This window comes from Chryseobacterium formosense (assembly GCF_900116415.1).
GTDB lineage: Bacteria > Bacteroidota > Bacteroidia > Flavobacteriales > Weeksellaceae > Chryseobacterium > Chryseobacterium formosense.
Genome location: NZ_FPAP01000003.1, coordinates 46,771 through 67,973 on the forward strand (window position 1 = coordinate 46,771; position 21,203 = coordinate 67,973).

The window sequence follows — 21,203 nt, forward strand, 5'->3', positions numbered from 1 at the left end:
TTTATGATCTGATTTAAAACAGTTTAAACCTAATAAAATAAGTATTAACACAATTTAACACAAAACCCATGTAACAAATATTCCCCCTATCGTGTCTTATGTGTACAAGGATAAACTATAAATGAAAAAACTATTAACACCAATCGCTTTAGTCATAGGAACTGCTGCGTTTTCGCAATTAAGCAAGGACACTGTAGAATCTAAGGAAAAAGAAATTGAAGCGGTAACAATTGTTGCTAAAAAACCCACAGTAGAATCTAAAGTAGACAGAACGGTTTTTAATGTAGCCAACAGTTCGATTGTAGCCGGAAATACGACCTGGGATGTTTTGCGAATGACCCCTTTGGTAAGTATAGATAATAATGATGCACTGAAAGCTGAAGGAGAATCTGTAACCGTCTATATCAACGACAGAAAATCTGTTTTTACCGGTAAAGAACTGAAAGAATATCTTCAGACCATTCCTGCAGATAATCTCATGAAAATAGAAGTTATTACAAGCCCTTCTGCAAGATACGAAGCATCCGGATCTGTCATCAATATTGTTTTGAAAAAACGTGACGATGAAGGTATGAAAGGCAGTATCACACTAAATAACAGACAAAATACTCAAAACTCACAGTACACGAATCTAAACCTAAATTATCATAAGAAAAAATTCACCCAGACCTTCGTCGGCAGTTACAGCGATAATACCTGGATACAGAGTAATTCTTTTTTATACACCATTTATAAAGACAATATTATAACTGAAGGTTCTACAAACAATGTCTGGAAAGCCAAAAATCCTTCGATCTCATCTACTTCAGAATACGAACTTAACGATAAAAATACAGTTGGGGTAATTCTTGAGCTTTATCGCGGGACATCAAATAATTCTTCAGATTCTGAATCTTCACAGACTAAAAATGGTGAATTTGATTTTTTCCGAAATCAGGCTCAAAAATCATCTGCTGTAAACAGTACTTTGGGAACAAACTTTTTCTACAAATATTACGATAAGGAAAAGAACAGAATTTTAGATATAAATCTAGGTACAAACTATAACGGAGAATCGGAGGATAGCTTTTTTCTTAGAAATACGACTTCGGCTACAAAAACAGACGTTCAGGAATTGGGCGTAATTTCTGATACTGAAATGCGTAATTATTATCTTAAAGTAGATTATACACAACCCTTAGGGAAATCCGGCGGAAATTTTGAAGTAGGTGGAAAAATAGATTTCAACAACAATATTATTCCCAATGAAATTTACGGTTCGCTTTCTAATGGACTGAGTAGTAAAGATGCTTTCCATTACGAAGATATGATTGGTTCTGTCTACGCTAATTATTCTAAAACATTTTTCGAAAAACTGGAAACCAGAGTTGGTCTTCGTTACGAATATATCGACTATAAAATGCGTCAGGATATTGCCGGAAACTCAAGAAGTGATTCTTACGGAAGGCTTTTGCCAAGTATTTTGGTTAAATATTCTTTCTCCGACAAATATGATTTAAGCCTTACCTACAACAAAAATATCTGGAGACCTTGGTATGCTGAGTTTAATCCTTTTCTGCTACCGACCAATGATGGTTTCTACACCAGAGGAAACATGGATCTCCTTCCAAACCCGAGCGACAGATTATACATGAAATTCGGATTTAAAAAGAAGTATTTTCTTTCTGCAAGATATGTATATACCAATCAGGATTACTGGTCAACCGATTTAATCGAAGGTGACAAAATCATCACCCAGGAAGCAAACTTTATCGGGAAAGTTCACAAATATTACCTATTTGCCAATACCAACCAGACGTTTCTAAAAAACAAACTGACCGTAAATTTAAGTTTCGGATGGAATTATATCGACAACAGTGACTTCAATAAAAAGAATAAAATTGAACCTGATTCAGACTACATCAGCTTTTGGTCTGGTTCTACCAATTTATCTTACACCAATCTTTTCAATAAAAACATCAATCTGAGTGCATGGGTAGAAGTTTCTAATCAGAATAACGGAAATTCTGTGGCCAACAGAACCAACATCTTCCATAATATTTCTGCAACCAAGATTTTCCCAAAAATACAGATGGAATTCAGTTTACAGCTGATGAATATTTTCGGAAGACCAAATTTCGACTCTACAAGATTCAGCGAAACCAACAGCAGAAGAACGTCAACAAGATCTGACTGGCATGGGTTTGCACTTACTTTTGTGAAACGTTTCGGAAATCAGAAAGTAAAAGAAAATACCAAAACCGATGTTGAAAAAAACAGCGGTGGTGCAAAATAAACAGTAGTTTTTTTTATAATTGGGACGGATGGTGAGCAATTCATCATCCGTTTTTTATTTATAATCATAAAAAACAAATAAATCTTTTCAAAATTCTATTTATGGCATAAAATTAATAGTATATGTAATAACTGAAAAACACCATAAGATGGAAAGTATCAAACAGACTAAAGAAGTAGTAGAATACTATTTGACTTTAAGTATAAAACAACAGTTTAATCTTGATCTGGATTTGAAAGATGAATTTATTTTAACAGAAAACCTGGTTTCTAAAAAACTAATCATTGCTCCCACATTTTCTGAAAAGATTTTGAACAATCCTGAAATAAAAGATTTTTTGCATGCACTGATAAGCGATATTAACAATGAAGATCAACCAAATATCGTTGTAAAATTAGAAAGTGAACCAATCAGAAATGTAGTTTAAAAATCACGAATCCCTTTCAAAACAGAAAGGGATTACTTATAACGATAAAATATCTTTGATTAGCCAAGATACTGAGCAACCTTATCTTCAAGATCACCCAAATTGAAAGGTTTTGCGACGTAATCATCTGCCTGAGCTTCTTTTGCGAGTGCAACAATATCATTATTTGCTGTCACGTAGATTACAGGTATATTTTTAAATTCTTCATGATTCTTTAAAAGCTGCGTAGCCTCTACCCCGCCAATTTTCGGAATCCAGTTATCCATAAGAATGACGTCCGGTTTAAAACTCGAAACTTTTTCGATGATATCGTGAGATGTTTCTGAAATTTCGACCAGATACCCGTTTTCTTCAAAAATAATGGTAATTACTTCGAGGATTGCTCTATCATCATCGAAAATCAAAATTTTCTTTTTACTCATATCAGTTTATTTAACTTTATTTTAGTTTTATTTTTATAATTGATTGATATAATTTGCCAGATCTTCAGGCTTGATGATCCGGTCATAATCGATCTCTTCAACGGCCTGTTTCGGCATAAAATTCACTTCCGCAGTTTCGGGATCCTGAATCCAGACTCTGCCCTTATTTTTTTTTATATAATACAATCCTTCCACACCGTCTGCATTGGCCCCTGAAAGCAAAATCCCTACCAGGTTTTCACCAAAAACTTCCGCAGCAGAACGGAATGTGACATCAATCGACGGTCTGGAATAATTCATCTTTTCTGAACTGTCGAGAGACATCGTTTTTTTATTTTCAAAAAGAAGATGATAATCAGCAGGAACAATGTACAGTTTACCATTTTCTATTTCACTTTTATCATCAATTTCTACTACTTCTGCTGAAATAAACTGCTGAAGCAGGGTTTGCAAAATATTCGTTGAATGTGCTTTTCTGTGCAATACCAATACAATCGGGAATTGTAAGTTTTCTTTTAAATTTTTAATCATCTCCAGAATGACCTGCAGACTTCCCGCAGATCCTCCGATCACTACCATTTCTGTATCTGTGTTCTCAGCTTGCATCATATAATTTTAGTTATGATCTAATTTCTTCCAGATTCTCTGATCATCGATCTGGTGAAAATTTTTATCTAATTTAGAAAATCTCAGTGTTTCTTTCGCACCTAAAGCCAAAAAACCTAAATTTTCTAAACTGTTATCGAATAAACGGAAAACTCTTTCCTGCAAACCACGATCAAAATAAATGAGAACATTCCGGCAAATAATCAACTGAAAACTGTTGAATGAACTGTCGGATACCAGATTATGGGTAGACAAAATAAGTTTTTCCTGAAGACTTTTGTCAAATTTGGCACTGTCATAATTGGCGGTATAATATTCCGAAAAATCTTTTTTACCACCTGACTCCATATAATTTTCGGAATAAAGTTTCATTTGCTGCAATGGGAAAACTCCGGCTCTGGCTGTTTCTAAAACGGATGGATTGAGATCTGTTCCGTAGATCAGAGATTTGTGATAAAGATTGGCTTCCTTCAGCAAAATCGCCATAGAATAAGCCTCTTCTCCGGTAGAACAGCCCGCAACCCAGATTCTGATCAACGGATAAGTTCCCAGCTGCGGCAATATTTTTTCTCTCAAAGTTTTGAAAAACTGCGGATCACGAAACATTTCTGTTACGTTCACGGTAATTTCTTCTATAAAACGCTTCAGATATTCAGGATCGTTCATTAAAGTATAACGAAGCTCGGCAAAACTTGTAAACCGGTCAATAAGACAAATACGGTTTACTCTTCGCTTAAACGAAGCACGGCTGTACTCCGAAAAATCGTAACCATACATTTCGTAAACATCTTTGATAAGATATTCTACTTCTTCGTCTTTTACAATACTTGGTTCCAGCATTTAGAGAAGTTTTTCAATAGCGTTAATCAACTGATCCACATCAATTGGTTTCGATACATAATCATGAGCTCCTGCATCAATGCATTTCTGCCGGTCTTCCGGCATTGCCTGTGCCGTTACAGCAATAACGGGGATTTTATCTATACCCGGAGTTTGTTTGATAATTTTAATGGCTTCATATCCGTCCATTTCAGGCATCATCATATCCATTAAAACCACATCGAAATGATGATCGTTTTTCAGAATTTCAATAGCTTCCTGAGCCATTGTACAGCTTTCAATCTGATAACCGCGTGATTTCAGGGTAAGTTTCAGTGCAAATATATTACGTGGATCATCGTCCACAATTAAGACTTTCTTGTTCATCAGAATTTTACTGTTAACTTTCATACAACCAAACACGAAGCAAAGACAACAGCTGATCGATGTCTACAGGCTTTGAGATATAATCTGAAGCTCCTGCATCAATACATTTCTGTCGGTCGCCAATCATCGCTTTTGCTGTAATAGCAATAATCGGAAGTCTTGCAAATTTCGGCATTTTTCTGATCTCTCTGATGGTTTCGTAGCCATCCATTTCAGGCATCATCATATCCATTAAAATAACGTCTACATCCGGATTTTCTTTTATTTGCTGTAAGGCATGTTTCCCATCCATCGCAACTACCGCTTCAACCTTATATTTTTCCAACGCTTTGGTTAAAGAGAAAATATTACGTGCATCATCATCGGTAATCAGAATTTTTTTACCGCTAAGAACTTCCGTTAATGAGCCTAAAGTTTTACTTCGTACATTTTCCAATGAACTGTTTTTTTCTTCCACCAAATGAAGGAACAAACCGACTTCATCCAAAATTCTCTGATAAGAATGAGCCGTTTTCACTACGATTGAATCTGCATACTGCTTAATTTTAAGTTCTTCAGACGTAGATAGATTTCTTTCTGTAAAAATAATAATCGGCAGATTTTCCAGGCCTTCATAGCTTTTTATAGATTCTACAATCTGATATTCGTTGCCTTTTGAAGCTCCAATGTCAAGAATAACGCAGTCAACGTGATCTGTTGTTAGTGCTTTAACACTGTCTAAAACATTATTTTCAACCGATAGAGAAATATTGAAGTTGCTCAGGAAATAAGACAATGCGCTTGCATGTTTTGCATTTTCTTCTACAATCAACACTTTTTGCGGACCTTTCTGTAAAGCTTCTTCAATCTTTCGGAAAACATCCGTCATCTGATCCAGAGCCACCGGTTTATTAATAAAATCAATCGCACCTTTCATAAGACTTTCTTTTTTCACATGCAGTACAGACATCATGTGAACCGGAATATGCTTGGTTTCTGGAGTAGATTTTAGTTCATCCATCACTTGCCAACCGTCTTTTACGGGAAGCTGAACATCGAGTAAAATTGCCTGTGGCTTGTATTGAAGCGCAGCAGAAAGACCATGATCTCCCCTTACAACTACAATTCCTTTATAATTCTGCATTCTTGCATATTTCAGCAAGGCTTTTGCAAAATTGGTATCATCTTCTATAATTAAAATAATTTTGTCACCGTCGTTGATCTGATCTCTATCGTCATCAACGTTTTCAGGGATTTCCAATGTGTTGATGGTGTTATAATATTCGGTTTCACCATCATCAAGAATATTTTTGATTTCAGAAACATCTTCACGGATGATTTCTACGAGATTTTGATCGGTTTCAATCGGCTCTATGTTCGGAATTTCTTTTACAGGAATGATGAGACTGAATTCACTGCCTTCATTCACTTTACTTGTTAAGATTAATTCTCCGCCCAAAAGTCTTGCAATTTCACGGCTTATCGACAATCCTAAACCAGTTCCGCCAAATTTTCTCCGGGTAGAACCATCGGCTTGCTGAAAAGCTTCAAAAATAATTTTCTGCTTATCTTCTGCAATACCAATTCCGGTATCTTTTACCGAAAATATGATGAAATCTTTCTTTTTCAGATCTTCTTTAATATTTAAAGTGATATTTCCTTCCGTTGTAAATTTCAGTGCGTTTGACAATAAGTTTCTCAGAACCTGATCAACTCTTAAGCGGTCTGTTTTAATTGTTTTCTGAATCTCTTCTGCAATGTCTATGTTAAACTGAAGCTTCTTTTCCTGAAATACAGGGTTGAATAAATTTTTAAGATCCTTCACAATTTCATCGATTTCAACATCGTGATATTCCAAAGTCATCTTGCCGGATTCTATTTTGGCAAGATCTAAAATTTCATCAATTAAAGTCAATAAACTGCTTCCGGAGCTTTGAATTACTTTTGCAGATTCCACCTGATCTTCGTTAAGGTTTTCCTCAGGATTTTCTGCCATCAATCTTGATAGAAGAAGAATAGAATTCAAAGGTGTTCTCAGCTCATGAGACATATTGGCAAGGAATTCAGATTTGTATTTTGTGCTTAATGCAAGTTCCTCAACTTTTTTCTGAATTTCGTTATTACGCTCAGCTATAAGGTGGTTTTTATCTTCAAGCAGTCTTGAGCGTTCTTCCAATTCAGCATTTGCCTGCATCAGTTCTTCCTGCTGAACTTTTAATTCTTCTTCAGAAGCCTGTAATTTCTGTGTCTGAGCTTCAAGTTCAGTATTTAGGTTTTCAAGTTCGGCGTGCTGTACCTGTAGTTCTTCAGACTGAGCCTGGGTTTCTTCCAATAAATGCTGCTCTTTTTCACGACCTTTTGCTGCGTTCAGTGCCATACCAATATTTCTGGTGCATTCCATGAAATAATCAACTTTATCCTGATCGAAATTCGTTGTCGAGGCCAATTCTAAAACACCAATGGTGTGACCGCCGTAAAATATAGGAATTAAAAGTAATCCGTTAATTTTAAGCTTACTGCTTGCAAAACTGACAACAAAATCCCCCTCTTTCAAGTCGTTATGAACCTGTTCTTTTTTATTCACAAACGTCTGACCGATCATTCCTTCTCCGATCTCGAACGTTTTTTTCATATTGTTTTCTAACCCGAAAGCTGCTGCCAGTTTAAGCCAGCCTTCATCAATTAGATATAATGAGCCATTGATGCAACCTCCATACTCTATTAATTGTTTTAAAGATGCTTCCGAAACTTCTTTTACGCTTTTATTTCCAACTAAAGATTCGTTTAATATTGCAAGACCTTTTTGTCTCCAGTCACTTTTATTGATCTGATCGAAAGATTTCTTAAGAGAATTTTTCATGTGATTCAGAGAATCTACAAGATCTCCAAGATCATCCTGCGCATCATCTGCCAAAGTCTGTGTATAATCGCCATTTGCGACACGGTTTGCAATTTTTTTGATCGCACTTACACGTCTGGATATTTCAATATCTTTTGTTCGTAGTGCTTTTTCTAGTTTTTCTCTGCGAACAAGATCATTTCTGAGTTTTAAATAGAAAAAAGCAGTTACTACAATTGCAGAAAGTGCAGAAAATACAATAAATACAACGGTTGTGTTTGATGATTTGTTCAGGTCTTTGCTTTTAATCTCCAGCTGACTTTCTTCGTTTTTCACAAAACTATTTACTACTTCACGACATTTATCCATGTAAGCTTTACTTTCCAGGATCTGCTGTTGAGACATTACAATGCCTTTTCGGCGGTTATCTACGTAGAATCTGAGATTGCCAATGCTTTTTTCTACATTTTGTTCTAGAATATTTAATAATTGCTGTTGTTTGGGATCTGAAACATCAAGACTTTTTGCCTGCTCTATCGCTTTTGAATATTCATTTAGACTTCGGTTATAGGGCTCAAGAAAACTTTCTCTTCCGGTAAGCTGGTATCCGCGGTTTCCGGTTTCTGCATCAAGAAGAGCAACCAAAACATCTTTTACAGCGGTTACTGCACGTCTGCTTTTGCCAACGCTTTCACGATGATTCATCTGATTCTGAATACTCAGATAGGAAGCAATTGAACTTGCAATAAGTATAACTAATGACAGACCTACGCCAAACTGCAGATTTCTTAGTATTTTTTTCGGCATAAAATTAATTTAAAGGTAAAGTGAAATAAAATGTAGAACCTTCATCTACAATACTGGAAACACCGATGCTTCCGTGATGCTGCTTAATGATTTCTGAACAGATGTACAAGCCGATCCCCATTCCCTGAAACTGCAGTGAAGATTCTTCTACACGATAAAATTTATGAAAAACCGACTCCTGTTTGTAATCCGGAATGCCAATTCCGAAATCGGTAACATTTACTTTTACTTCCTGCTCTTCTTCATCTACAAAAGTTGTGACAATCACCTGATTGTTCTGTGGTGAATATTTAATGGCATTCGTTAAAAAATTAATCAAAACCTGCTCGATACGGATTTCATCAAAAGGAATCAAAATTTCCGGAATAAATCCATGACGATCTATTTTCACGGTATTTTCGCCATGAGTCTGAAGAATGGTATCAATTGCGTTTTTAATTGTATTCTCAAGATTTGCAGGTTTTTTGTTGATCTTAAGCTTTCCGTTTTCGATTTTTGAAACATCAAGCAAATCAGTGATCAATGTATTCAGCTTTTCGATCTGATCATGTACTTTCACCATGAATCCTGCTTCAGCACTCTCCTTTTCAAGCTTCAGTTTACGGTCTAAAAGCTGAACATAAGCTTTAATACTCGTTAAGGGAGTTTTCAGCTCATGACTGGCAATACTTAGAAATTCGTCTTTTTCTTTTTCTACTTTTTTCTGATCATCAATGTCGGTAAATGTTCCCACCCAGTTTTTTATCCCAATTTCATCACGAACCGGTGTTACACGAAGAAGATGGTATCTGAAGTCACCGGATTTCCTGTTCTTTATTCTGACTTCCATTTCCAAAGCTTTACCTTTCTTTTTACAGCGGGCAAATTCTTCAGCAATATCAAAATCATCGGAATGGGTTTCCGGAAAAAGTGTATCTGAAACAGAATATTCATACCATTTCCCGTTTACAAAGTCTACAATTCCGTCCTGGTTTAGGGTAAATGCAATTTGAGGTAAAGACTCGAGCATCAGATGAAAATGATCAATCTGAGATTTCATCGTTACCTGAGATTCTCTTCTGCCTTTTACTTCAAGCTCAAGACTTTGCTGGGTTTTCTTCATAGCTATGCTCTGCTCCTGAAGATTGTAAAATGTTTTTACTTTCAGCAAAAGAATTTCGGGATCTACGGGTTTAGTCACATAATCCTTTCCTCCGGAAGCGTAGCCTTTGGTAATGAATTTTTTTTCTGTATTTACTGCAGACAAAAATATAATCGGGATTTCTTTTGTTTTGCTGTATCCTGCAAGAGTTTCTGCCACTTCGAACCCGTCCATCTCCGGCATTTGTACGTCTAAAATAATCAGTGCATAATCATTTTTTAAAGCTTTTCCTAATGCTTCCCTTCCTGACTCTGCGGTATCTACCTGAAAATCTTTAGATTCTAAAAGTTTTTTAAGTGAAAAGAGATTATTTTGGTTATCATCAACGATTAAAATCATGTCAATATAAAATCAATAATTTATAATAATTTAGGTTGTTTCAAAAATACTCACAATAATTCGATAAACAGTTATTTTTAAACCATTTTTATCATAATTGTAATTATTAATAACATATTTAAAAATTCACCTGAAAATATTTAAATAATCACAATCAGTAGAACAGTTTATTGAAGCAACAAGAATCTGAAGCCAGTTTCCTAAGCAACATCGAGATCACTTCATTGAGGAATATAGGATTACATTACCATTAAAGTAAATATTGCAACCACCCTAAAACAGTAAAAAAAACGATTATCGTTCATTTTTGTTTAAATTATTCTTCTTAACACAGAAAGCGATTTTTTGTTCTGCGATGGCAATAATAATGCCATTTGAATTTTATTGAATATGATTTATTTTGGATATTAAGTAAATTCACAAATTTTACACAAATTACAACCATATTTCTTTATTAATATTTTTTTAATATTTATTAAAATTTAATTAAATCGATTATTTACCTGTTTTACAATAATTTAAATGCTATTTAGAGTTAAAATTTATGAATTCTTACCTATAATTTGTAAAAATTTCTACTTGTGCATTGCAAGACTGATTAAACAATATTAAATTTGTAAAACAAAAATTGCCTTAAACGGTAAAAAATACTAATAAAGCTTTTATTAATATTAATACTTTACACAAAACACAATTAAATAGAGAAGAAATTTCTAAGAACTAATTATAACCAAATCAATTGTTTAAGAAATAGATTATATGAAGATTTCTAATTACAGGCTAACAAAAGGAATTGCTTACATTTTATTGGCATCCATTATAGCATCTGTCTGTATCATTGTGATATCGAAAGAAATGATTGTTGACATCACCTTTTCAGTATTATGTCTTTTTTTTGTTATTATGCTCTTTCGTCTTCAATGCGTTGTTTTTGAGAATTCCGGTAACTGTATAACTTTTAGAAAGCACCATCCTTTTACTATGAAAAAATTCATTCCGCCATTTATAGAATTGCCGGAATCAAGCATTAAAGATTATAGTTTCCGTAACGGCTTGGGAGTTTCACATTTGACACTTAAGGTTAATTCTAAAAGGAAAAAAAATATGGTTGTAAAGCTATTTTTATTAGGTTTTACCAGTTCGCAAAACAAGAAGATCGTTTCGTCACTTCAATTTATAAGACTTAATAACAGCAATTAAATAAATTTATTTTTTGCTTAAAAATATTGTCTTCGGTTATATGCCGAAGACTTTTTTGTTTTGGCCTAAACCGAAATAAAAAAATCCCCGAATAACGGGGATAAAACTAATAACCATGAAAACTCAAATTACCATGAGTAAAAATAGTTATTGAAATTTCGTACCATTTTTGCGCCCTGATGCTATTTTTAACCATTTTTAATATTTTGTAGTATCTGGAATAAAATTCTTGTGAAAAATTTAACTAAAAATACATTCTTGCAGATTATATTGCGCATAACACAAAATCATTTGCAAAATATACCACACCAATTAAATCAAAACCCTGATTATCAAATTATCTAAAATAAATTCATTTTAATATTGAATCAAAAAAATCAATAAAGGCACAGAAAATGTATATACATAGATACCAATCAAAAAATTTAATATTATGAGAAGTATACTTTGGCTTGTTGCAGTAATCTGCATCGTCGTTTGGCTGTTAGGAATGTTAGGAGTAATTCCGGGAATGGATACCGGAAGCTTAATTCACGTTCTACTCGTGATTGCAATAATTGTTGTGCTGATCAACGTTATTTCGGGACGAAAACCACTTAATTAAGATTTATAAAAAACAGCTGAGCGAATTTGTTTCAGCTGTTTTTTTTATGAAGAATTTCTGAAATCATTACTGAATATTTCAGCTAAAATTAAATACAAAAAAGAGAGTTCAAACAAACTCTCTTTTTATATAGTAACAGCTTAGTGTAATAGATCTAAGTTGCATAAACTGCTTTTTGAAAAACGTTTAATCCTTCCATCTTTCCGTTGTCTGTATTGTATATTACTTCAACACTGAAACATGACACTTCATAGAGAACATATTTTAAAGAATTGAGAACTCTTTCGTTCATTACCCTGCCTTCATTGATGGCGATGTCTTTTTGTGTCTGATCCGGCAGATTTTTAAAATCGTAGAAAGATATATTCATAGCTGTTAATTTTAGTTTGTTTATATCTTTCTATACAATTCTTTTACCATTTTTTAATTAATATACAAGATGTGGTATATTTTTTCAAAGAAGACTATTGAGAACTAGACAGGATATCGCTTCGGTAATATTTTTCACATTCAGCTTTTCAAAAAGTTTTCTTCTGTGCCATTTCACCGTAGCTCCTGTTATGAATAATTTTGCAGCAATTTCTTCTATCGTATATCCTTGAAGATAGAATCTTACAATATCTGTTTCTCTGGTTGTAAGTTTGATCTTGTCTTGAGCCTGCCATTTATTATTTTCTTTACAAAACTTCCACACAATATCAGAAAGTTTTGATGATATGATGATATTTCCAGGAGATTTAGATAATGATACCGAAGCATTACATAAAGACATTTCTATTTTACCATCCGGATTTAATGATAATGGAGTTATTTTATGATGATAAAGTATCGTCTTCCCTGATTGGTCAACAACATTAAAATCGTAGCTGACAGAATATTCCAACCGTCTGTTTACAGGTATTTGTGATAAAAAGTCGGAAAATAAGTGACAGATATTTCGCAGAATTTTATCATTTACAGCTGAGTCTTTCTGAGTTTCATTCTCTAAAAGGCAATCCTTACAAAGATCATGAGAATTAGAAGTGTTTAATATTTCATTATTGATGATAAAAATATTGCCGCTGGTTAATTGCGTGACAGCCTGAACAGTTCTTGTGATGGTATCTGAATCGAGACATTTGAATTCAACAGCTGACGACACGGGTACATCGGCAACAAACGGATAATTGTTTTTCATGTTAATTTTTATTTCAATGGTGATGGATGTAAAACTAAACAAAAGTGTAGTAAAATTCAAATTATATTGATTTATTTTTAAAAAAAAATTAATATCAAGCCGAAATACCTTTTAATAAAAGGAAAAACAAACAAAAAACTGATTTAAAATCCCTTGATTTAGAATAATAATCAATAAAAATGTTAACCTAAATATTCTGATTATGACAAAATTTCGTAATTGTATTATTTATAATTCTGTTCTCAGATTATAAAGTTTGATGAAGTATTAAAAATCATTACTAATCAAAAAAAATTTATATGACAAAAACTAATCAATCATTCTTTGTGCTACGGAAATTCCTGTATGTATGGCTCTTACTTTTGCCATTATTCATGTTTTCGCAAAGTTCTGGCACGATTATTAAATGGGATTTTCAGGTTGGATGCGCTCAAAATCAATCGGAATATGATCCTAAAGAAGATAACGGACAAATGTTTCAGAATATTGAACGTTCTGAATGCATTCGTGTCTGTGAAGACAAAACAATCACTTATACCATTGAAGGAGCAAATATTAGCAATGTTCAGTGGAATGTTGGTGGCGGCTCGATTCAATCGGTGAGCGGAGTCGGAAATACTCAGGCTCTGATTCATTGGGGTGCTGCTGGTAACGGATCGATTCAGGTTACGATTACCTATTCAAACGGTACTACAGAAAACCGTACGATATGTATTGAGAAAATTAATAAACCTATAGCCAATTTTCAGGCTGCAGGAGGTACAAAGCCAAAAGTATGCAGAAATACCCCTATTTATTTTGATAATATATCTGAGCAAAATGGGGGTAGTGATATTGTATATTATCATTGGGATTTTGGTGACGGCACTTTTTCCAGTGCTTTTGAGCCATCACATACCTTTACAGCAGCTGGAACATATCCGGTAACGCTTACCGTTACCAATCAATGTAATTGTACTGATACGTACACATTGGAAGTTACAGTACTTAAAGCTGAACCTGTAACCATATCTTGTCCTTCTGTAGTTTGTGAAGGAAGTGTTGCAACATATACATCCAGTGATGACTGCGGAGGAAAATGGAATGTAATCGGCGGAACGATTATAACAAATAACGGTAATTCGATCGATGTAAAATGGGATCAAGTAGATCCTTCAGAAGGATTCGGGTATGTAATGTATTTATCTAACTGTACATGTCCTGAATGGGTTACCGTAAAAGTTCCTGTTATTTTATCTAAAGCTAAAATCCAAGGAAAAGAAGCGATTTGTGTAGGTAAACAGGAAAAATATTATTTACCGCAATGGCCTGCAACAAGCTTCCAATGGAGCGTTACAGGACCAAGTGCACAACTTACTTATAATGAACATAGAAATGAGGTATTTTTAACGGCTAACCAAACCGGAACCTATACTTTAATGTGTAACTATACAAATACTCTATTGGGTTGTAAAGGATATGCCGAAATCACCATTAATGTAGACGCTCCGGTGACAATTACCGGTGGTTCAGATACAATCTGCTCCAATACAACACAGACATTTAATGCAAACCCTGGTGTGAATGTAATTTGGGAGGTTACAAAGGATAATACGGTTATTTATACCTCTCCTACACCTTCTCCTACTCTTTCAAATTATTTATTTGCGACTCCGGGAACCTATTTCATCACTGCTACAAAACCTGGCGGATGTACCGGAGAGCCGAGAATCATAAGAGTTGTTCCGACACCACCTGTTCCTAAAGGAGTTATCAACGGTGAAAGAAGAGTTTGTACAGGAGTACCTTATACTTATAGTCTGTCTATCGTTACTCCGGGCGTAATACCTGTTTGGGAAGTTGTAAACGGAACGATTCAGGGAAGTAATTCGGGACAATCTGTAACGGTTATCTTTAATCCTGGTGCAACCAATTTTGCAATATCGGTAAGAAATAAATCTCTCGATCCTGTTGGTTGTTTATCTGATCCTTTAACGCTTTTGATTAAAAAAATCAATCTTACAGCTAATATCGTTGCTGCTGCTCCGGGACCATATTGCCCGAGTTCCTCGATGATATTTAAAGCAGATTTCAACGGCGTTGTTCCTGATCAGATTGAATGGTCATTTGCAAGCCCTAACTTCGGAAGCTTTGTTTCCGGGCAGGGAACGGATCAGATAACAGTGAATTTCAATGAAATTTCAAGCGGAATTAATACGACAGACCTTAGATTAAAGGTTGTAAAATGTGGCGTAGAATATATCTTTAATTATCCTGTTGAGCTTTATAAGCTTCCGGTAATTAATTTCACAAATATTCAGAACATCTGTTTAGGTGAATCAGGCTTAAGCTTTACCATCGATCAGGGAGGAATTACCAATGCTACGAATGTAGTATTTACTTTCGCAAACGGATCATCTCATACAGCTACATTTGATGCTTCAGGAAACTATAGCTTTATTAACCAAGGCTATATCCAGAACAATACAGGAGCAAACATCAGTCAAACAGTGACCGTTACAATCAACGGAGCTCATAGCTGTAGCTATAAACCTACTGCAAGTGCCAGTTTTATTGTTTATCCTGAAACAGTAATTACCATCACTCCAGCGGCAAATGTTGAAATTTGTGATCCTACGAATTATACTCCTTATACACTTTACGCGAATATGTCGACAGGCATTACCCCGTCAACAGTATTTGAGTGGAGAAAAAATAATGTAGTAGTACAAACAGGAAGCTTAAATTCTTTCCTCATTCAGGGTACAAATCCTTACGGAACATATTTTGTGAGAGTAAAAGATGCTAATGGATGTTGGGTAAGATCTCAAACGATAAATGTAACACAGGAGTGTAACGATAATTCTTGTACAATTCCGGAACCTACCATTAATGTTACAGCTAATTGGACAGGATGCAACACTTTATCAGCACAAGCTTCTTACAGTGTAGTTCCTGATCAGGTGCAATGGTTATCGAACTCTGTTCTTACATTAACTGGCGGACAAGGTACTAATAATGCGCAATTTACCACAAATATTGCAGGAGTACATTTAGTAACGGTTCGTATCAGAATAGGTAACTGCTGGTTCAGCAAGACAATCGAAATGATAAAACGTTATCAGCCTAAATTTAATATCACTCAGACCTGTGGCAGTAATGGTACTTTTAATGTAACATTACACAACAGCTCGACAATTTTTGATATTAATCAGAATGATATTTCATTTACATGGGATAACGGAGGACCTTTCTCACAAATAGGCCAGACTGCAAGTTTCAGCAATTTATCTCCGGGAGTACATACCTTCAATTTAACTTTAGCAGGCGGGAACAATTTGCCGTGTACAATTACGGAAACCTATACAATTGCACCGGCTCCTAACCTGAACTTTACAGGATTACCTGCTTCGGTATGTAAAGGTGAAGTTGTGCTATTAACCATTCCGAATTATAATTCAAATAATACCTACAAATGGTTCTTTGATAACACATCTTTTGTAGCTTCCGGGCCTACCACTGAAATAACATTTAATACAGGAGGGACAAGTTCAATTTATCTTCAGGCGACAACACCTCAAAACTGTGTCTACACTAGTTTATCACATAATGTACAAGTCGTGCAAGATAATTTTGATGGCACCCTTCAGGCATTCAATACCAATGTTTGTGAAGGAAGCTCTGCTAATCCGAGCATTAATTATATGCCAAATTTCGGTTCGGTTACACCGACAAGTTATATTTGGATGAATGGTAATCAGCCGGTTGTAGGAGCACCAAATACCAATACATTTACACCAACTGTTTCTGGTAATTACTGGCCAATTCTGAAAGGTGCAACAGGATGTCAAAGTTATATCATGGCTACACAAGCCGTATCGGTAACAGTAAGACCAAAACCTTATGTAAATATCTCAGGTACAGCAAATATCTGTGCTACTCAGTCTACAACATTATTTGGTATAGTAACAGATAATACACTACAATATCAATGGCTGAAAAATGGCAATGTAGAAGTAAGCTGGACAAATACTCCATATCCGATTACACTAAATACAGGTAATCTTCCTGTCGGAACGCATACGTTCAGACTGATGGTAAGACCTGTAGGAGATCCGGGATGTGAGAATTATAAAGACTTTACAATTACCGTAAGCAATCCTCCTTCACAAATCGGAGTAAGCTATAATATTGTTGAGTGCCAACCTTACAAAGTTGAACTTACCGCAACAGGACCGTCAACCGGACAATACAACTGGAGCAACGGAATGACAGGACAGACAATTACTGTATATCATGGTGGAGTTTACAGTGTAACTTACACTGCTCCATCAGGATGTAGTGTTGAAAACAATATTATAGTTCCTCAAAGTATTGAAAGTCTGATGTGGATCTTCCCTACCGGTTGTTATGATGTATGTCCTGACGGAACTTCATACCTGATCGGACCAAGAGGAATTTATGAAGGTCACAACTGGCAACTAAATGGTGCAAATATCCAGAGCGGAAGCTATGACTTTATTAATCCTTTATACATCAATCAGGCAGGAACATATAACCTAGAAATTACTCAAGGTATATGTACCGTGAAGAGCGGCGATATGTATGTAAATCCTGATCCGAAGAAATGTAACCTTGAACCGTGTAAAATCGAAGTAAAAGTAGAAGTTGTACGTGGTAACGGCAATCCGAACTTTGCTTTGTACGGAGAAATTTACAATTATGCTTCAACACCTGTTGTATTAACAATAACAAGTGCAAACGGATACGGAACTTACAGTCCTTCCACCATTACAATCCCTGCAGGCGGAACATATAATATGTGGGCTAACCCAATTTTATTCTATCCAAATGCAAGCTTCCCTGGCGGAGTTGATGACATGATTGTTAAAGGATACGGATGTGAGGTAAAACAACCGATAGATTACTCTATATCATCAAGAGTGGCACCTTCATCTGAAGAAAAAACAGTTTCAGGAATTCAGGTAACACCAAACCCTGCAAAGGATGAGGTACAGGTAATTTTTGATACTGGTAGTTCTGAAAATAAAGCTAAAATGGTGACAATCCATGATGCTTCAGGAACACTGAAATTCCAACAGGAGCTTAAAACAAGCTCAGGAAAAGTAAGTTTAAATGTATCTCAATGGCTTCAAGGGGTTTACATCGTAAGCGTTGTGACTTCAGACAAACCATTACAGGCAAAACTGCTTAAAAAATAATTTAATTATTCTAAAGGCTGTACGGTGTACAGCCTTTAGTTTTTATCAAAAATGTGTGATAAACACTGTAAACTTCATAATATTTTTATAAATTCACAGCCAAATATTTAATATGAAACACCAAATCTATTTTAAATTATTATTCTTATCAATTCCTATTTCAATTTTTTCTCAGAATTATCAGTGGCAATGGGCAAAACAAGGTGGAGGAAACAGCGGCTCAACCGGAGTTGGATTTAATGAAACAACAGACGAGATGATCCGGAGTATTGCAGTAGATAGTCAAAACAATTATTACTATCTTTCATCTGTATTTCAGGGGTCTCCACAATTAGACGGGCAGTCTGTTACTCATTATAATTCAAGAGATTTATTATTATTTTCCACTGACTGTCAAGGCAATATAAGATGGAGTCAGACTATCGGTGGTTACGGAGATGGGGAAAGTGCGTGGAAATTAGAAACCGATAATAACGGCGGTCTTTACATCATGGCAAATGTCGTTAATCAGGCAAATATTAATGCTCCTTCCACTTATACCCCTACACACTTCGACGCCAATGTTTCACTTCCTGTAGTAAATGTAGCTTACAATAGCCCAGATCCTAATCCTGGAATCAATACCGCATTTCTTTTAAAATATAATACATCCAATGGTACTTTAGCCTGGCAAAAACCCCTTCAGGGAAATGTAAATTATGCACTCAGATCTGCAGATAACGGTTTATGGTGTATGGATTCTTCAAAAAATATTCATGCAATATTAGGTTTTTCGGCAGGAACTCATCTGGATGGATTGATAACGGTACCATCAAGCTTTACCAGCACATTTCAATATTATCTTGTGAAATTTAATTATAATAATGGAAGCATGACTCCTGTGGCAAATCCTGTTTTACTTCCCGTGACGGGAACTTTTGCATCAGCAGTAGGCGGCGGAAAAGTTCAGATGCTTTATGATGAGACACTGAACAGATATTATATTGCAGGCTCCAGAAGTTCTGGATTTGGAAGCCCGTTTCCGCTTGGGTATAACTCAAATCCTATTAATAATGATGGTTTCATGTTGGCAATTAACGGAAGCAACGGAAACGAAATATGGAGAAAAGAATTTAATACTCCTAATACAGTAGCTCAGGATGACAAGATATTCGGGCTGATAAAAGATAATGACTCCAACATTTATCTTTCCGGGTATTATTACAGAGGAGTAGATGCAGCAGCAGTAGCATCTTTTGGTGATTACAGTTTCCCTGTACCTTTCAATAGCGGAATAAATCCTTTTGTTTTAAAAATGAATTCATCGGGCGCCGTGCAATGGGCAAAAATTCATAACGAATTAACGGCAACCGCACCGATGGGATACCGGTTTATGAGAGGCCCTGTAGTTCTGAATGGCAATGAATTAGCCTTTGTAAAAGGTTCTATTGGGGACAAATGGGGAACTTTTCAAATGACAAGACCCCAAAATGATCTTTCTGATCCGCTTTTGGTACGTTTAAATAAAGATACGGGAGCAATTATAGGAACAAATGAAATTCAGAGTAATTACGGTTTCCAGGACGAGCTTTCTGCCATCGCAGTAGACAATGACGGCAATTATGTGGTGGGCGGACTTTTCCATAATCAGCTCTTTACAGACACTTCCGATGGAGTAAATACAATGACAGCGGCAGGAAACAGCGGAAAATCTCAGTTTTTCATTTCCAAACTTGCTAAATCTGCGTGCAGCCAGCTTTCTGTAGAAGAATCTTCAGCTGAAGCGGGCATTCAGTTTTATCCGAATCCTGTAAAAGATATTTTAACTATTAACAGTAAAGAATCTCTTTTATCTTATGAAATTTATTCTGCTACAGGACAAACTGTGCAACGAGGTAATTTGGAATCAAATAAATCTTCAGTTAATATCTCTTCTTTGATTACAGGAGTTTATTATGTAAAAGTAAAAACTGATAAGGCCGTCGTTACCGAGAAGATCATAAAGAAATAATTTTAAAAAAACGATTCCCTTTTTTACAGAGGGAATTTTTATTTTATTTAAAGTTTTACTTTAGCATCTGTATTTTTCTTTTTAATCGATTCCAATGTTTTTATGATTTTGATAATCTGATAATCACTGAAGAATTGTAAGGATATTTTAGTCATTCTCTTTTTAGATGAAAAACCATCTTCAATCGTAATTTTTAAAAAATAGATCATCAGAACTCTGCTTATTTCATAATCGGTAATATATAAAACCGGTATTTCTATAAATGGACGAATATAATTTGTCTTAAACAAGCCGTATTTTGCAAAAGAAATGCATTCTCCGGAATATTCAAATTCATAATAAGGAAGAAATACAGCCGCAAAGAAGGCGGTAAAAGCAAAAATTGTCATCATTATTTTCAGACTTGGCTGCGAAAATGTGAGAGCACATATAATCAGAAAGATAAAAAATACAATCAGGCTGAAACGAATAATTTTAATATTATTCTTGTTTTTGATTTTCATATTTAAAAATATTTTTGATTTAAAAAAGGTCAGCAGTTTAATAGATAATAAACTAATGACCTTCGATATAGAGAGTTTGTGTTGTAAAAATTGACGCTGCAAAAGTAAGTCTATCTATTTCGTTTCCCAAGAGGTACATCAGTCGTTTTCAGGAAAATAGAAACTTTAATGTATATTTTGCAATCAATTCTATAACGAAGCCATAGATCAAAGATCAAAATTCTGTTTAATAAATATCATCAAGCTTTATTAATTAATCTGAAAACAAAATTCAAAATCATTTATTAAACACTATCACACAATAGGTTATAACAAAATAAAGTTGTGCATTTTCAGGAATTTGATAAATGCTTTTCTTGTACAGGAAAATTCTGTCACCTATTTTTGCTCATCTTAATAAAACAAAAATTTTTATCAGAAAAGGCATATAGCTTAGAGCTATTTTTTTCATCATTTGTGTTTTTTAGCCTTCTCCTCAGAGAGGGCT

Annotated in this window: 14 protein-coding genes; 5 read left to right on the plus strand and 9 right to left on the minus strand. The window is 34.9% G+C overall.

Features of this window, described 5'->3' with window-relative positions; genetic code table 11:
- Positions 1–121 precede the first annotated feature (121 nt).
- Together BM371_RS11945 and BM371_RS11950 are read left to right on the plus strand one after the other, a co-directional pair.
- Entirely contained in the window at positions 122–2,275 is a 2,154-nt protein-coding gene (locus tag BM371_RS11945) for an outer membrane beta-barrel protein (protein WP_034673687.1), read from the plus strand.
- Positions 2,276–2,423: 148 nt separating this feature from the next.
- Positions 2,424–2,702 (plus strand): hypothetical protein, encoded by a 279-nt coding sequence (locus tag BM371_RS11950; RefSeq protein ID WP_034673685.1) that lies wholly within the window; start codon positions 2,424–2,426, stop codon positions 2,700–2,702.
- Positions 2,703–2,761: 59 nt separating this feature from the next.
- Here BM371_RS11950 and BM371_RS11955 read toward each other — a convergent pair whose 3' ends face one another.
- From BM371_RS11955 to BM371_RS11980, 6 genes are read right to left on the minus strand one after another with little or no spacing between them, the layout of a single operon-like run.
- Positions 2,762–3,124, minus strand: coding sequence for a response regulator (locus BM371_RS11955; RefSeq protein ID WP_034673683.1), 363 nt, complete (start codon positions 3,122–3,124; stop codon positions 2,762–2,764).
- A 33-nt stretch (positions 3,125–3,157) separates the two neighbouring features.
- Positions 3,158–3,733: a chemotaxis protein CheB gene (locus BM371_RS11960; RefSeq protein WP_051882579.1), complete on the minus strand. Its 576-nt coding sequence runs from the start codon at positions 3,731–3,733 to the stop codon at positions 3,158–3,160.
- Between the two features lie 6 nt (positions 3,734–3,739).
- Positions 3,740–4,570, minus strand: coding sequence for a CheR family methyltransferase (locus tag BM371_RS11965; RefSeq protein WP_034673680.1), 831 nt, complete (start codon positions 4,568–4,570; stop codon positions 3,740–3,742).
- The gene (locus BM371_RS11970; protein ID WP_034677015.1) at positions 4,571–4,936 is read right to left on the minus strand and encodes a response regulator; all 366 of its coding nucleotides are present in this window, start codon (positions 4,934–4,936) and stop codon (positions 4,571–4,573) included.
- A 13-nt stretch (positions 4,937–4,949) separates the two neighbouring features.
- Positions 4,950–8,561 (minus strand): response regulator, encoded by a 3,612-nt coding sequence (locus tag BM371_RS11975; RefSeq protein ID WP_034673678.1) that lies wholly within the window; start codon positions 8,559–8,561, stop codon positions 4,950–4,952.
- A gap of 4 nt (positions 8,562–8,565) precedes the next feature.
- Positions 8,566–10,041 carry a hybrid sensor histidine kinase/response regulator gene (locus BM371_RS11980; protein WP_034673675.1) on the minus strand — a complete coding sequence of 492 codons (1,476 nt, stop codon included), beginning with the start codon at positions 10,039–10,041 and terminating at the stop codon, positions 8,566–8,568.
- A gap of 1,633 nt (positions 10,042–11,674) precedes the next feature.
- Between BM371_RS11980 and BM371_RS20415 the strand changes: the two genes are divergently transcribed.
- Positions 11,675–11,845, plus strand: a complete 171-nt coding sequence (locus BM371_RS20415) for a lmo0937 family membrane protein (protein WP_034673671.1) — start codon at positions 11,675–11,677, stop codon at positions 11,843–11,845.
- Between the two features lie 154 nt (positions 11,846–11,999).
- Here BM371_RS20415 and BM371_RS11990 read toward each other — a convergent pair whose 3' ends face one another.
- The gene (locus tag BM371_RS11990; RefSeq protein WP_034673670.1) at positions 12,000–12,215 is read right to left on the minus strand and encodes a hypothetical protein; all 216 of its coding nucleotides are present in this window, start codon (positions 12,213–12,215) and stop codon (positions 12,000–12,002) included.
- An 84-nt stretch (positions 12,216–12,299) separates the two neighbouring features.
- A complete protein-coding gene (locus BM371_RS11995) occupies positions 12,300–13,022 on the minus strand; it encodes a helix-turn-helix domain-containing protein (protein WP_051882577.1) in 723 nt (240 codons plus the stop codon).
- Positions 13,023–13,321: 299 nt separating this feature from the next.
- Between BM371_RS11995 and BM371_RS12000 the strand changes: the two genes are divergently transcribed.
- On the plus strand, positions 13,322–18,223 hold the full coding sequence (locus BM371_RS12000) for a PKD domain-containing protein (RefSeq protein ID WP_081874523.1): 4,902 nt from the start codon (positions 13,322–13,324) through the stop codon (positions 18,221–18,223).
- 112 nt (positions 18,224–18,335) lie between these two features.
- A complete protein-coding gene (locus tag BM371_RS12005; protein ID WP_034673666.1) occupies positions 18,336–20,213 on the plus strand; it encodes a T9SS type A sorting domain-containing protein in 1,878 nt (625 codons plus the stop codon).
- A gap of 47 nt (positions 20,214–20,260) precedes the next feature.
- Here BM371_RS12005 and BM371_RS12010 read toward each other — a convergent pair whose 3' ends face one another.
- Complete coding sequence (locus tag BM371_RS12010) at positions 20,261–20,605, minus strand: hypothetical protein (RefSeq protein WP_131430864.1); 345 nt, start codon at positions 20,603–20,605, stop codon at positions 20,261–20,263.
- Positions 20,606–21,203: the final 598 nt, after the last annotated feature.

Bases quoted from the DNA above. Each gene is read 5' to 3' on its own strand.
- BM371_RS12005 (WP_034673666.1), top strand. From the start codon at position 18,336: ATGAAACACCAAATCTATTTTAAATTATTATTCTTATCAATTCCTATT.
- BM371_RS11990 (WP_034673670.1), bottom strand. From the start codon at position 12,215: ATGAATATATCTTTCTACGATTTTAAAAATCTGCCGGATCAGACACAA.
- BM371_RS11970 (WP_034677015.1), bottom strand. From the start codon at position 4,936: ATGAACAAGAAAGTCTTAATTGTGGACGATGATCCACGTAATATATTT.
- BM371_RS11975 (WP_034673678.1), bottom strand. From the start codon at position 8,561: ATGCCGAAAAAAATACTAAGAAATCTGCAGTTTGGCGTAGGTCTGTCA.
- BM371_RS20415 (WP_034673671.1), top strand. From the start codon at position 11,675: ATGAGAAGTATACTTTGGCTTGTTGCAGTAATCTGCATCGTCGTTTGG.
- BM371_RS11960 (WP_051882579.1), bottom strand. From the start codon at position 3,733: ATGATGCAAGCTGAGAACACAGATACAGAAATGGTAGTGATCGGAGGA.
- BM371_RS11950 (WP_034673685.1), top strand. From the start codon at position 2,424: ATGGAAAGTATCAAACAGACTAAAGAAGTAGTAGAATACTATTTGACT.
- BM371_RS12000 (WP_081874523.1), top strand. From the start codon at position 13,322: ATGACAAAAACTAATCAATCATTCTTTGTGCTACGGAAATTCCTGTAT.
- BM371_RS11945 (WP_034673687.1), top strand. From the start codon at position 122: ATGAAAAAACTATTAACACCAATCGCTTTAGTCATAGGAACTGCTGCG.
- BM371_RS12010 (WP_131430864.1), bottom strand. From the start codon at position 20,605: ATGATGACAATTTTTGCTTTTACCGCCTTCTTTGCGGCTGTATTTCTT.
- BM371_RS11965 (WP_034673680.1), bottom strand. From the start codon at position 4,570: ATGCTGGAACCAAGTATTGTAAAAGACGAAGAAGTAGAATATCTTATC.
- BM371_RS11980 (WP_034673675.1), bottom strand. From the start codon at position 10,041: ATGATTTTAATCGTTGATGATAACCAAAATAATCTCTTTTCACTTAAA.
- BM371_RS11995 (WP_051882577.1), bottom strand. From the start codon at position 13,022: ATGAAAAACAATTATCCGTTTGTTGCCGATGTACCCGTGTCGTCAGCT.
- BM371_RS11955 (WP_034673683.1), bottom strand. From the start codon at position 3,124: ATGAGTAAAAAGAAAATTTTGATTTTCGATGATGATAGAGCAATCCTC.